Origin of the sequence: Bifidobacterium myosotis (assembly GCF_002259745.1) — a bacterium.
GTDB lineage: Bacteria > Actinomycetota > Actinomycetes > Actinomycetales > Bifidobacteriaceae > Bifidobacterium > Bifidobacterium myosotis.
On record NZ_MWWW01000008.1, the window covers coordinates 1 to 13943 of the forward strand.

At 63.3% G+C, this 13943-nt stretch carries 11 protein-coding genes and 1 pseudogene; 4 read left to right on the plus strand and 8 right to left on the minus strand.

The window, feature by feature from the left end:
- From BMYO_RS04150 to BMYO_RS04160, 3 genes are all read left to right on the plus strand, one after another.
- The coding region (locus tag BMYO_RS04150; RefSeq protein ID WP_233428146.1) for a transposase at nucleotides 1-475 on the plus strand (475 nt) is incomplete at its 5' end.
- Nucleotides 476-558: 83 nt separating this feature from the next.
- Nucleotides 559-1527: an Abi family protein gene (locus BMYO_RS04155; RefSeq protein WP_158216942.1), complete on the plus strand. Its 969-nt coding sequence runs from the start codon at nucleotides 559-561 to the stop codon at nucleotides 1525-1527.
- A gap of 203 nt (nucleotides 1528-1730) precedes the next feature.
- The gene (locus BMYO_RS04160) at nucleotides 1731-2495 is read left to right on the plus strand and encodes a DUF3841 domain-containing protein (protein ID WP_233428148.1); all 765 of its coding nucleotides are present in this window, start codon (nucleotides 1731-1733) and stop codon (nucleotides 2493-2495) included.
- Between the two features lie 146 nt (nucleotides 2496-2641).
- On the opposite strand, the gene BMYO_RS04165 is transcribed toward BMYO_RS04160, so the two are convergent.
- The 8 genes and pseudogenes from BMYO_RS04165 to BMYO_RS04190 form a co-directional block, all read right to left on the minus strand.
- Nucleotides 2642-4237, minus strand: a complete 1596-nt coding sequence (locus BMYO_RS04165; protein ID WP_143249107.1) for a hypothetical protein — start codon at nucleotides 4235-4237, stop codon at nucleotides 2642-2644.
- 141 nt (nucleotides 4238-4378) lie between these two features.
- Complete coding sequence (locus BMYO_RS11465) at nucleotides 4379-5503, minus strand: zinc ribbon domain-containing protein (RefSeq protein ID WP_143249108.1); 1125 nt, start codon at nucleotides 5501-5503, stop codon at nucleotides 4379-4381.
- 155 nt (nucleotides 5504-5658) lie between these two features.
- The gene (locus BMYO_RS04175; RefSeq protein ID WP_094667280.1) at nucleotides 5659-7752 is read right to left on the minus strand and encodes a hypothetical protein; all 2094 of its coding nucleotides are present in this window, start codon (nucleotides 7750-7752) and stop codon (nucleotides 5659-5661) included.
- Nucleotides 7753-8103: 351 nt separating this feature from the next.
- Nucleotides 8104-8169: pseudogene (locus tag BMYO_RS12565) on the minus strand (zinc-ribbon domain-containing protein); the annotation flags it as partial.
- Between the two features lie 89 nt (nucleotides 8170-8258).
- Entirely contained in the window at nucleotides 8259-8648 is a 390-nt protein-coding gene (locus BMYO_RS04180; RefSeq protein WP_094667281.1) for a hypothetical protein, read from the minus strand.
- Complete coding sequence (locus tag BMYO_RS11675; protein WP_158216943.1) at nucleotides 8602-8841, minus strand: hypothetical protein; 240 nt, start codon at nucleotides 8839-8841, stop codon at nucleotides 8602-8604. Before BMYO_RS11675 ends, BMYO_RS04180 begins: the two co-directional genes overlap by 47 nt.
- Before the next feature lie 660 nt (nucleotides 8842-9501).
- Nucleotides 9502-12312: an ABC transporter permease gene (locus tag BMYO_RS04185; RefSeq protein WP_094667282.1), complete on the minus strand. Its 2811-nt coding sequence runs from the start codon at nucleotides 12310-12312 to the stop codon at nucleotides 9502-9504.
- A 13-nt stretch (nucleotides 12313-12325) separates the two neighbouring features.
- Nucleotides 12326-13027 (minus strand): ABC transporter ATP-binding protein, encoded by a 702-nt coding sequence (locus tag BMYO_RS04190; RefSeq protein ID WP_094667283.1) that lies wholly within the window; start codon nucleotides 13025-13027, stop codon nucleotides 12326-12328.
- A gap of 136 nt (nucleotides 13028-13163) precedes the next feature.
- Between BMYO_RS04190 and BMYO_RS04195 the strand changes: the two genes are divergently transcribed.
- A complete protein-coding gene (locus BMYO_RS04195; protein WP_094667284.1) occupies nucleotides 13164-13823 on the plus strand; it encodes a TetR/AcrR family transcriptional regulator in 660 nt (219 codons plus the stop codon).
- Nucleotides 13824-13943 lie beyond the last annotated feature (120 nt).

The following is a 13943-nucleotide window of genomic DNA, read 5'->3' on the forward strand; positions in this document are numbered from 1 at the left end:
CGCGAGACGCGACGGCGACGAGGAGGGGGCGAAGCGCATGCGCGGCGTCAAATACGCCGTGTTGAAGAACCCGGACCGATTGACCGACCGGCAGGACGAATCCCTCGCCGCATTGGGGAACACGGACCCCAAGGGCCAGCTCTACCGCGCATGGCGGCTCAAGGAACTGCTGAGGAACCTGCTCAAGCACCCGCTCGGACAGGCCACGGCGGAGCTCAGGCACTGGGTGTTCTGGGCGTCCCACAGCCGCATCCCCGAGATCGTCGAACTCTCCCAAAAAATCCGCAGACGGCGGCCCGACATCCTCAGGACGATCGAGCTCGGCTACTCCAACGCCAGGCTCGAGGCGTTCAACAACCGGATCAAGGTCACCATCCGCATGGCCTACGGCTTCCACCACGTGAACAACCTCATCGCCCTGGTCATGCTCCGATGCGGCGGCCTCGACATCCGACTACCGAAACCCAACCCCTAACCCACGAAAACAGCAGAAGCCTCCATTATGACAAGCCTTGGCTGAGCTTGGACGAGCAGATCGCGCGGGTGGAGTCCCGCGGCATGACCGACGCGCACGAGTACGCGATGGAGTTCGCGCGCATCGGATACTACCGTCTGAGCGGATACTGGTACCCGTTCCGCAAACCCGCACCCGGGACGACGGATAAGCGCCTTGACGAGTTCGTCGAGGGCGCCCGCTTCGAGCACGTGATGCGCCTGTACCGGTACGACGACCGGCTGCGCGCCGCCCTGTACTCCGCGTTGAGCAAGATCGAGCTCGCGATACGCGTCAAGGTCGGCTACGTGCTGGGCCGGCGCGACGCGTTCGCCTATCTCAAGCCCGTGATGCTCAGGGACGACCTCAATGTGGTCGAATACTCCAACTTCGTCCACTCGTTCACCAAAGAGGTCAAACGCAACGACGAGGACTACGCCGAACACTTCAGGAACGACTACGACGGCCAGATGCCGATCTGGGCGGCCACCGAGGCCATGACCCTGGGCCACATCATCACGCTCCTGCGTTGCATGAAGCCCGAGGACCTTAACGAGATAGCCGCCGACTTCGGCGTCTCCCGGGGTGCGTTCAGTTCCTGGTTCACCACCATGACCGAACTGCGTAACAGCGTCGCCCATCAGGAGCGTCTGTTCGACCGTGAGTTCGACAACATCCCGAACTGGGAGCAGCGTCCCGAGCTCGCGCACGCCAAACTGGCCAACGAGGCGTATCTACGCCGGCTCCAGAATCTGGTCCGTATGAACAAGGCGTACCACGAGTTCCAGCAGTCCCAGCGCCGTCATACCAGGATCTACGGGCAGCTCGCCGTCATCGCGTATATGCTGCGCAACCTCGGCGACGACGACGAGGCCCTGAACCTCAAGCACTGTCTGGAGGCGTTCCCCACCGACATCCCGGGCATGAGCCCGAACAAGACCATGGGCATCCCCGACCACTGGAAGGACCAGATCCTGTGGAACTTCGACCTGCCCGGCGCGGGTGCGGCGGACGGCTCCACGACGGGCGAATAGTCGTAGACCACTGGCTGCACCAAGTCGCATAACCAACTCCCCCGAGGATGTCATCCTCTTACAGGAAACGTCATCCCATCCACACCGATGACTTGTCCGGTTACCTTAAGCAGCACGGGGAATACGAACCGTGCGCACGCCGCGGGACAAGCCCGCCGGCGTACTGGTTGGCTTCGAGGTTTCTTGGACGAGAGGAGAGCGGTATGGGACGCAATGGATACGCACGCCACGACGGGATGGGCATGATTTCGGGCAACACCCTAGCCGTCCCCCAGCCGTTGGAAGGGGCGGAGCCGATGGGGGCCGGCATCGACGGCGACGCCATGATCGACCTGTACTCGTTCCAGCATTGGGACACCATCCGCCGCGCGTTCGGCCGGCGCGGCGCGTACACGCCCTCGCTGGCCAAGTCACGCGAGGAGGCGTATCGCGAGGACGCCGACGCGGGCTTCGAGACGCCATCGTGGAACGTGTACGGGCCCGCCTACCGGTGGATGATGAAGGAGATGACCGAAGCCGGCCTCCGTCGCCCCTACGCGGGCGCGTCCCCGTTCTGGGCGTGGGCCCGTTGGCTTGATCCCGATATGCAGGGCAGCAACGACCCCTCTTGCCTGTACGAGGGGTTCGAGGACATGTACCGGGGATTCCAGCTGCTGCACCTGCGCGTGAAGACGAGCCGCGTCCTGTGCACCAGCTTCGACCAGTACCACTGCGTGCTCAACAACATGCCATGCGGGCCCATCGCCCTGCTCGCCGACCACGACGGCGACTCGCTCGACCGGTGGCTGGACGACCACTGGGAGGACTCGGACGAGCAGAAGCGCCGCCAGTGGCACGACAACGTCATCGTCCCCGCGGACCGCATGCCCGACGACTGGATCCAGGCGTGCCTGTGGACCATCACCCCCGCCGACGTCCTCGACATCACCGAGCTCGTCGACGACAAGCTCACCATCACCACCCTGTAAACGACGACCGCGGCGCCGGCCAAGAACCACCCTGCCGATCACAGAGCGGCATGGGCGGCACGCATCCGGCCAACTCGATGATGCCGGACCATGCCCGATACGGCATCGGGGCCAGCCAATGGCCGCCGTCAGGACATCAACCGTGCCTACCCCTCATGCCTCACAGCGTCCGCCTGATCCATGAGGCGGAAGATGTTGAGGCCGCGGAACCGTGCGTCCGATCGCAGTACGTCAGTCGGGCGTGTGCCCTTGCCGGTGTCCGTGTCGTAGACGATGGTGTCGCGGATGGGCTCGGCGGGCTGGCTCGCCTCCTTTGCGGACTCGTCCAGCAGTTCGGGCTTGGGGTCGTCCTGCTTCAGGCATTCGGCGCACACGGGCAACATGCCCTCGCGCGTGTACCGCATGGCGGCGAACCGGCCGCACTGCGAGCACACGTGGATGGAGACCAACTGGTAGAGGAACAGCAGCGCGTCCATCGCCGCGGCAAGGGACACCGCCTCAGACCCGCCGTCCGTATCCTCGTCGCCCGCATCGCAACCCCATGTGATTCGCATCTGCCCGAACCGGGCCTCCGCGAGGTTGATGCGGAAGCCGCCGAGCCCCGCGTCGATGATCGTCTGCATGTCGCGGACGAGTTCCGCCCCGAGACCGAGCTTCCACCCGTCGGGCAGATCGTAGAGCGGCCCGGCCCACGGCCAGTGGCGTCGCAGCGCCGTGTCAAGCATGCGCCGAGTGTTGTGTCCCGTGAGCAGGTGGCGCAGCAGCGGCATGCTGATCTCGCCGGCGAGGACACGCTGCCGGTCGTCCTCGGTGAAGTCATGCCGGTGATGCCATGTGTCCGTGCTGTCGCCGGACGGGTCGATCACCTTCAACACGGTCCCGTACACGAAATTGTCCCTAGCCCACTGGTGGGCGAGCCGGATCGTGGTCTCGCGGGGCGTGTTCAAGCGGGAGTTCCGATTATATTCGTCATCCAGATCGAACAGCAGCCGCCGATAGTAGCGACGCAATGCGGGAACATCGTCGGGCACCCACCCATAGTCGTCCATATCGGCCGAGCAACGGTACCCCAAAGCGATCAGCTTCGCACTCAGATCGTTCTGTTTGTCGTAGAACCGTTCGGCCAGCTCCCAGTCCTCCATGTCCTCCAATGGCCACAAACTCTGCGTGCACGCGTACCGTTCCATCCTGTCCTTGACGAAATCGCCGTCATCCTTGCGGGGATTCCCGGCCAACGCGGCATGGACCCTGGCGCGTGCGTCGGGATCGGGCCAGGCCACGGGTTCCAGTTCCTGCATCCGGCGCCCCCATGCCTCGGCCGCCTCGTCCATGCGCGCGAACTCGTAGGATTCGATGGTCTCGCGTCCCTCGCGCAGCGCATGCCATTCGCCCGTGTAATCCCGATACCCCCGCTCATCCCCGTCCCGCTTGGCCCGGTAGGCGAGCAGACTCACGCGGACCAGCAGAGGCGCGAGCATACTCTCCGCGTCCTCGAACCGGCGGAGCGTGCCACGGGAGGATGCCGGCGTGCGGGCCGCGTCGCCGTCGGCCTTGACCCGTTCGCTGACCAGGTGGATCAGCCACCGCAGTCCCTCCTCGCCATCGGCTGCGGGCACCGGTCCGACCTCCGGGTATTCGACGCAGGAGGACACATAGGCGAGCTGCTCCTCGCTCCACTCCACCCGATACGTGTACCCGTACGCGGGATCATCGTCACGCATCCCCCACCATACGGCCATCACAACCACCTTCCTTTCGCATCGTCATGTATCGGGCCGCATCCCGGCCCCACAAATGACCAACCAGAGAAATAAGGCCGGATGGGATGCCGTCCGGCAAAGGCGACATCCCATATCATCACGGAGGCTCGCGCGCCCCCGTGTTCAGGACAGCAGGCTGCCAAGATCGTTGGCGAACATGACGCCGAGCGTCAGGGCCACGGCCAGCACGATCACCACCGCCACGACCGTCTCCAGTACGATCATCAGCAGCATGGACAGGAACCGCGCCCAATGCGCGTCCAGCCGGCGTCGGGGATTGCCCTCCCAGACGAGCACGAGCAGCCACACGTTGAACGTCTGCGAGGCGAGCATCCAGACCGCCAGGGCGAGCGGATCCAAGTGGACGAGCCCGAGCAGGCAGGCGACGAGATTCAGCACCGTCCACGGGCCCAGACGGTGCGCCACCGAATCATGCAGACCGCCGAAGCCCAGCGGGTCGGCCATGGCCGCCCGGGCCAGCCGCAGGCAGCCAAGGGCCGCGTACAGGAACACGGTCCCCCCGATCCACAATCCCATGAACACGCGGAACCCGGCCTCCTCCATCATGTCGGACAGCCAATAGGACACCTCGTAGGGCAGGCCCGCCGTCGCGCCGGACGCGGCGTTGCCCGCCACGAGGATCGGGGCCAGGGCCGACAGGAACGTGGTCAGCACGATGACCACGATCCCGTACCACGCCCGGCCGCCACCCACCTTGGACGGACGGGTGACGAACGTCCTGAACCAATCACCGAACGCACGCGCCTCGGCCTTCGCCCTCTCCTGCTGCTCGGGCGTCAACAACGGCTTGACATCCGCAGCACCCGGAACCGGCATGGGACCGGTGGGCGGCACCCCCGGAGCCGGAGACGGGATGGGCGGCACCCCCGGAGCCGGGCGAGGCGGCACAGGCGCCGCTCCGGGCTCGGACACCTGCTGGGCCGGAACACTCGGAACAGGAACACTCGGCGCCGGAACAGGGCCGGCCACGGACGGCGGCATCGGAACGGCCGACCCTGCCGGCATATCCGACGCCGACGGCAACGGCTGCGACCCCAACACCAAGGTCTGTAGAGGGTAGACATCCGGCGCGGAATTCGGCACGGCATCCGGCACGGACGTCTCACCGGCACCGGGCGCAGTCGCACCTTGCGTCTGGGGAACCGCCCCCTCGAAACTGCTGCCGCATCCACGGCAGAACCTCGCCGCGTCCGGGCTTTCGATACCACACTTAGGACATGACTTCATCATCGACTTCCTTTCCTATCCAATCGACTTCACACCAAGCCCCGTTCAGGGCCTCCACACATCACAACTGGACAACGTCACTGCTCTTGGTCCTTGGCAGACATGAGCGACCGCACGGGGCATGACGCCATTCGAACGGCCATGTGCACACCGAATCAGTTCTGCACTCCCGCCACAAACGGAAGACCACTCTCCAATTGGGTGTTGAGCAGTACAGTGTGGGGAATGCGGCCTCCACCATCTCCACCATTGAAAGCCATCTGCAACCACTGGACGGTGTCAGAAGGAATCTGATCGGTGCTGGTGCCGGTTAGATAACCAGAGAATGCACCACATGGACTCATTCCGGTGGCCTCCGCTTCGGCGTTGTGATAGCGTGTGCCATCCTTGATCGTGCTCTCCCCAGGCGTTCCGGCGAGCTTGAGCGCCGCAGCGTCGCACTTAAGAAGGTAGGTGCCGTCGCTCTGTTTCTCGATCGAACTGAATCGTCCGGTGAAATCGGCGACTTCGACAGTACCGTTCGGATATCCGTCACCCTGGTCGCCGAGGTTGGCATCCTGAAAATGGCCGGAGAATGTGCCGTCCTCGGACACCTTCAGGCTGGTGTACCAAGCACCCGCGCCGCCGGAGAACGAATACGTCGCGGCGAACGGCTTGTAATCGGTCTTGGTTGCCGATTTCTGTGAGCTTCCTTCGCTCACGGTCTTGCCGTCAAGAAGCGTCCAGTCGATTGGATTCTCCTCGAGGTAGTACACGTTCTTCGCGTTGGGCGCGTCCTTGAAGGGAGCAGGCTTGCCCTTGGCGGTGGGACGTGTGGTGTCGACAGCGCCGTTGTCGGCGGAGACTGGCTGGTAGGCGGCCTTATCACGACGGATGAGGTAGGGGCGGTCCGCGTCCGGCTTGAAATCAGTCTTGGACGCGAAGTAACCGTCCGACTCCAGCTCGTTGAGATCGGCATCCACAGGCATGTAGACGAACAGTTCACCCGGATGGTAGGTCAAGCCGGTCATGGGATGCATGTCGCCGGTAGTACTGTACACGCCGTTGTCGCATGAGTAGGAACCGACACCCCCGCCGAGGTAATGGTCGCCGCAGTAGGGCAGGCTATAGCCTTGGATGAGCTCGAACGCGCCGGTCTTGCCGGAAATCAGGAAGTTCTCCATGCCCTTCATCGCATACTCGTCACCACCCTGCCCGGCAGGCGCGCAACGCACGCTCTGCGTATACCAGCACATGTCGAGACGAGAATCACGATCATCGGCCCCATTGAGCGCGACGAAGAAACCACTGGATTCCTTGCTTCCCCATCCCTCGGACGAATCCAAGGTGATGCAGTCACCGCCGGTCGTGCAATACCGGCCGACCAGCCGACCCACATGCTGGATACTCGTCTTGCCGGTCATCGAATCGACGCCATCCAACACGTCATACCGTTTCGACGCGTCGACGCCGTAATACAGGGTCACGTCCTTGACATCCGTCTTCACACCAATGCCCGGATTCGCGCCCACGATCCTGCCCAAGTATTTCCTACTGGAGAAACGTGGCTCCAACGTGACCGTATAACCCATCGACTCAAGCTGGCTCTGCGCCTCGTCCTGGTTCATGCCGGCGATCTCCACCGGAATGCCATCGCCCTCGACGCCCACGCCCAAATCGATGCCCGCATCCGGGTCGGTCACCGGGTCACCGTCCGCGGGACGGGTCACCGACACATGCCCCGGCTTCAGGGAGACGACCTCATGCTCCGTCAACGTCACACCCATCGGCTTCAAAGTCTGCTCAGCCTGCTGCACGCTCTGGCCGACCGTACCCTCGGGCACACCCGGGCCCATGGACTCCACCACCGTCACCGTACTGCCCGCAGCAAGACGGTCACCGCTCTTCGCACCCTCGAGACCCACATACGAGCCCTTCCTCGCACCGTCATACTGCTTCTTACGGATGACCTTGAAGCCACGGCCCTCCAACTGGGAAGCCACATCACCCGCACTGGTCGCGTTGATCGCGGGCACCTCACGCGGACCCCACACGTTCCACGCCACCAGACCGCCAACCACCACGCACAACGCAATCAGCGCCGCCAGAACAGTCACCATGATCCGCGTACGACGATCCGGACCCGGGACAGGAGCGACGACGGCCGCGACGGAACCGCCAGCCACACCGCCGTCGCCACCGGCACTATTGCCGCCGGCCACACCACCGGTAACACCGCCACGCCCGCCGACGCCGCCGGATACAGGCATTCCCATGGAAGTGGAAGCGGATGTCGGCAACGGCGCAGTCGGCACACTCCCAGGCTTTTGCGACGGCACGGCACCCGCCCCGGACGGCGTTGAAGACTGGGCCGGCTCGTCCACCAGCGTCCTCGTGGATTCATCAACCAACGTCCTCGTCGAATCGGCAGCCGACGCAGCCGGCACCGCATCCACCGAAGTAGACGCAAAGCCCGCCGGAGCCGGGGCCGGCACCGGTGTTACGGCCGACACCGAAGCGAACGGCACCGACGGAACCGGCGACGCCGGAGAACCCGGCACACCCGCAGGCTCCCCGCCGCCCCCAGGCCGCCACCCATCACGGTCCATCCCATCCAGACGCGCACCACAACCGGTGCAGAACTTGGCACCATCATCGTTTTTCGTGCCACATACAATGCAGAACATCCCTCAACCCTCCTTGCAACCAATCATGCCAGCCAACGACGCCAGAACCGCCGTAGACAACCGGCAAACAGGACCGACCACCGGCCCGCCTATTCCACCAAACTGGACAACACGCCCGGACCGTCCAAAACCACGCGCGACCTATGCCATCGATACAGCTCACGCCGACCAAACCACCGCCCATTTCCGCGTCCACCGCACCGCCAACCCCAGGTACCATCCTCATCAACGAGTCCGCCGGCGCAACCCGTGTCATCCGCATCAGCCGAGCCACCCGCGTCATGCCGAATCATCCATGCCATCCACACGACCCGCCCCGTTACGCCATCGAGCGGGAAGAGGAGGTCGCGCTCCATCGTCATGTTCTTGTACGTCATCGGCCCGTCATCCCCATCGACCAGCACGTCATACGACCACTCGTTGCCGAAGAAGTCATGATGGTTCACCGTCACCACCACCCCGGCATGCACCCGTGCCATCGAACTCGAACCCCACACGCTCGCCCCTGTTTAATACCAGACCGCCCGCGTTGAGATCCACGCCCTTCGCCATGATCCTGCCAGCCGCATCGCGCGCATGCGCGACGGCTCGCCCCTCGTCATCCGACGAATGGCCTCCACCGTCATCGACGGCCATCTCTTCGATTTCATGACGTACCGACACCTCACACATGACGACGCTCAGATACGGCAACCTCGTTTGCAGCCACCTCGTCTGCGGGACGAAACTACGATTTGGTCGTTTTTGCAGTTCCGTCCCACAACATCGCGGCACGATGACGCGTGCAATCGTTTGCACGTTGCATCGTACCACCATGACAATCATAAAAACCGCGGAAACAAGCCGTTTTTACCGCACCTTACAATCCACTCCTTCGGAGCCGCGTGGGACGAAACTGCAATAATGCCTTATTGCGCGTATCGTCCCGCGCATGTTCCACATCGGACCGCACAGAACCCGCTAAAACCACTCCGCGAAACCGTCGGACCACAAATTCAAGCCACCACGCCGCATCCGACCGCCGAAATGCCAGTGGACCGCCCCACACACCACAACGCCTTACCACATCTAAGGCTGCAACATCGCACTCAAGACGGACTCATCACAACATCATGAACAGCAATACCGCACACAAACAAATATGAAACCGCACCCGACAATTGGCGAACCTGAAGTACTTCAGTTCGACCAATCGTCAGGTGCGGTTCATCACAGGGACCTCCAGAGGCACTGCTTATCCAAGCGCCCTCTTATCGGAGCAGCCGCGCAGCCGCGCAACACCGCAGCCACCTACAGCCGCGCAGCCACCCACAGCTGCACCGCGCAACAACATCACTCCGGGCTCTTGAGGGCACCGACCATGTCGATGCGGTCGAGCGACTTGTTCGTCGCCTTCTCCACGATCACCGTGAAGCCGAACGCCAGCAGCGCGGCGAGCGCGTAGCAGTACCAAGCCACATGCGGCACGATGTTCATGCCGGGCAGATTGAGCTGACCCAGCAGGAACCCAAGCAGACCACGACCGCACGGCAGACCGATCACAATGCCGATGGCGGCCAGCAGCAGCATCTCCTTATTGACGTAGCCATGCACCTCCTTCTTGCGGAAGCCCAATACCTTAATCGTCGCCAGCTCGCGTTCGCGTTCGGAGATGTTCGTGGAGGCGAGCGTGTAGAGCACCACCACCGCGAGGATCGCCGCCATGACCACGATGAAGCCGATCATCACGAAGAAGATGAGGAAGCTCTTGGTGAAGTCGCGCGTCTGCTTGGCGGTGCTCACCACCGTCAGGTACTCATCCTGTTCGGCCAGATCGTCGGCGAACGCGATCTGCGCGTCGTCGTCGCCCTTCACCTTGATGAGGTCGGCGTTGAGCGCGAGGTCCGTATCGTCATCCACATCGAACGCGGCCCGATAGGCGGCTTCGGACATGACCACGATGTTGCCGGTGTAGTACTGGGCCACGCCGGTGACCTTCACCTGGGCGGTGTCCATCATCGCATCGGCGAGCTCGACCGTGCCGCCGGCGTCCAGACCGAAGGTCTTCGCGGCATTCGCGGTGACAATCGCCGCGGCCTCGCTCCCCTCGTCCAGCGCGATGGGCTGGCCGTCCGTCGTATGCAGGTCGAGATAGCCGTCAAGCGACTCGCCATCCGGGATGACCATGAACTGCACGGTCAGCTTGCCGTCCTCGGCGGCCCCACCGTTACCGGTCTCACCAGAACCACTGTTACCGGAACCGCTCGAGCCACCGTTACCGCCAACGGCACCGCCCGCGGACAGCGTCGCGCTCTCCAGATGCAACGGGACCGACGACTCCACCGCATCGTCGCCGTCCAGCGCCTTCTGCGCCTTATCATGGTCGGCGGGCTTGGTCACGGCCATCACGTCGTAGGTGGCGATCTCGCCGAACTGGCGAGGCATCATCGTCATCGCGGAGGAGGCCATGCCGAAGCCGGCGGTCATCAGCGCGGTGCATCCGAGCACGCCGATGATGACCATAAGCGCACGGGACTTGTAGCGGAACAGGTTGCGCGCGGTCACCTTGCCGAGGAAACTCAGATGATTCCAGACGAAACCGATGCGCTGCAGCACGATGGTCTTGCCGGCCTTCGGTGCCTTCGGACGCAGCAGTTCGGCCGGCTGGAGCCGCAGCGAGCCTGCGCACACGGCAATCGCGCTGCCGGTGATGAGCACGAGGAACAGCAGGATGCCGCCGATGCCGATACGCCAATCGATGATGAGCGGATAAGTCGGGATTACATAAAGGATATGCAGCATGCGCTTGGTGAACACGAACGGCAGCCCAGCCAGACCGATGAGGTCGCCGACCACACCGCCCGCGAGCACCGCCGCGGACGAGTAGATGAGGTACTTGAGCATCGTCTCGCCGCGCGTGTAGCCAAGGGCCTTGTACGTGCCGATGAGCTGACGGTCCTCCTCCACCATGCGCGCCACGGCGGTCAGGCTCACGAGAATCGCGATGACGAGGAACAGGATCGGGAACAGCTTGCCGAGACGCGAGATCATCTCGCTTTCGGTCTTGACGTCCTCGTAGCTGGCCAAGGCACTGCGGTCGCGGATGATCCAGTTGGCCTCCGGCAGGGCGTCGAGCTTCGATTCCAGCTGGGATTCGGCGTCGGCGATCTTCTGCTCGGCGGCGGCCTTCATCGGGCTGCCGTCGGGCAGGGCCGCGATGGTTCGCTTCTGTTCATCCAGTTTGCTCTCGACCGGCTCGCGCACGGCATCCTTGATGGCGTCGGTGCGGGCCTGTTCGCGGGATGATTGGATCTTCTCGATACCGGTCTGGGCCCGTTCGACCAGCGCCAGATAATCGTCACCATACGTGTTGAGGTCGGCGGCGCCGTCCACGCTGATGAGCGCGGACGTGTACGGCGCGTCCGTCTCGGCCACGGCTTCGGGCGAGACGAACAGCGGGTAGACGGTTTTGGCGCCGGAAATCAGTGCCATCGGGCCGGATGGGTTGACGATGTCGTTCGGATCAATGACGGTGCCGACGATGGTGTACTCGCCGGTCGAGAACGTGCCGGAATCGGATTCGCTCGACGCATCCGATGAATCAGCAAACGACGAATCGGAAATCAGCTGCGCCACGGACGTGGATTCGTCCAGCGTGAACGTGAGCGTATCCCCCAGCGCCTTGCCGCTGTCGGTCAGATACTGCTCGGTGACGGCGATCTCATGCGCCTTCTCCGGCAGACGGCCATCAGTCAGATATGGCTGGTCGAGCCCCTGATCGTTCAGCGCGGTCACGGTGGCGGACGACTGCTTGCCGTCGATCCGGGTGTATGCGCTGGCCGACCGCTGACCGGCGACCGCACCCACACCCTCGACGTCGGACAGGGCCTTAATGTCGTCATCGTCGAAGCCGAACGTGGAGACGATGCTCAGGTCGTGCATGTCGGTCTTGTCAAAGAAACCGTCGAGACCACCGCGCAGATCGTTGCTGATGGACGAAAGCGCGCCCATCATCATCACGCCGACCGCGACGATCACCGCGATCGCCGCGAACCGCTTGCCGTTGGATGCGACGGCCCGCCAGGCGTCCTTGTAGAGCGCGGTGCGTTTCGCTCGCGCCCGACTCCCGGACCGCCGCTTCGCGTGCTGTTGTGCATGTGCCATAGCGTTCACCCCTTTACCATTCGATGTCCGCGATGGGCGTCGGGTTGGCGTTCGTCGTGATTTCGGTGACCTTGCCGGAGCGGAAGCGGATCAGGCGGTCGCCCATCGGCGCGAGGGCGGAATTGTGGGTCACCAGCGCCACGGTGATGCCGCGGTCGCGGCAGGCGTCCTGCAACAGCTGGAGGATCTGCTTGCCGGTGTTGTAGTCGAGTGCGCCGGTAGGCTCGTCGCACAGCAGCAGCTTCGGGTTCTTGGCGAGCGCGCGGGCGATGGCGACGCGCTGCTGCTCGCCGCCGGAGAGCTGCGCCGGGAAGTTGCCGAGACGGTCGCCGAGTCCGACTTTCTCCAAGGTCTCGCGGGCATCGAGCGCGTCGGGGCAGATCTGCGAGGCGAGCTCCACATTCTCCAGGGCAGTGAGGTTGGGCACGAGGTTGTAGAACTGGAAGACGAAGCCGACGTCGAACCGGCGGTAATCGGTGAGTTCCGCCTCGCTGGCCTTGACGATGTCCTTGCCGTCGATGGCGACGGTGCCCGAAGTCGCGCGGTCCATGCCGCCGAGGATGTTGAGCGTGGTGGACTTGCCGGCGCCGGATGCGCCGAGGATGATGGCGAGCTCGCCCCGCTCGATGTCGAAGGTGGCGTGGTTAAGCGCCAGAACGGCCGATTCTCCGCTGCCGTACTGACGTACGACGTCATGGAATTCCAGGAATGACATGGTGGTTGGTTCCTCTCGTTAATCACTCGACACTATGTCGTCGGATAACACGATAATGAGGTCATCGCCGTACATCAATCAACAATTTCCCAGAATCTATCGAGCGATTCATACGAATCACCAAGGAGCGCACCTCATGGCCAAGAAGAACCCGGAACTGACCGGTCAGACCATCCGCAATATCAAGGAGGCGTTTTGGAAACTCTACGAGGAGAAGCCCATCGAGAAGATCAGCGTCAAGCAGATCACCGACCTGGCTGGCTACAACCGCGCCACGTTCTACCTGTACTTCTCCTCGGTGCGTGACGTGCGTGACCAAATCGAGGAAGACCTACTCGCCCAGCGCAACGCGATGCTCAACGCATCGATGCATGACGGCAAACTTGCCATCACCCCGGAACTGACGGATGTGCCCATGACGCTGTTCCGCTACGGCAGGGTGCTGCTCGGCCCGCATGGCGACCCGAAGTTCGTGGAGCGCGCCGAGGAGAGCGTCTGGCCGTACATCCAGCCGACTCTCTTCCCCGACACGCCGGACATCGGGGACATCAGCGACCCGCAGGAGCGCCGGCGGCTGGAACTGCTCAAGCATTTCTACCTCTCGGGCATCCTCGGCATGTTCCGCGCGGCGCTCAACAACCCTGACCTCATCAACCCCACCGAAATCGGCCGGTTCATGTCCGAGGAGCTCCTCCCCCGCATCGCACCGCGGGGCACGGGCGCTGGCGCTGGCGCTGGCGCTGGCGAAAGCCAAACATCCAAGCCCAACGAGCGCGCCGAAAGCGCCCGCGCATAACCGGAGCGAAAAACCAACCTCAATCTTCACTTTTCACAAGAGAAGATTCACATCAATCTTCATCTCCAGCGAGTGAAGATAGGATATAATCTTTACTGTCAGCAAATGAAGATGGAGAGC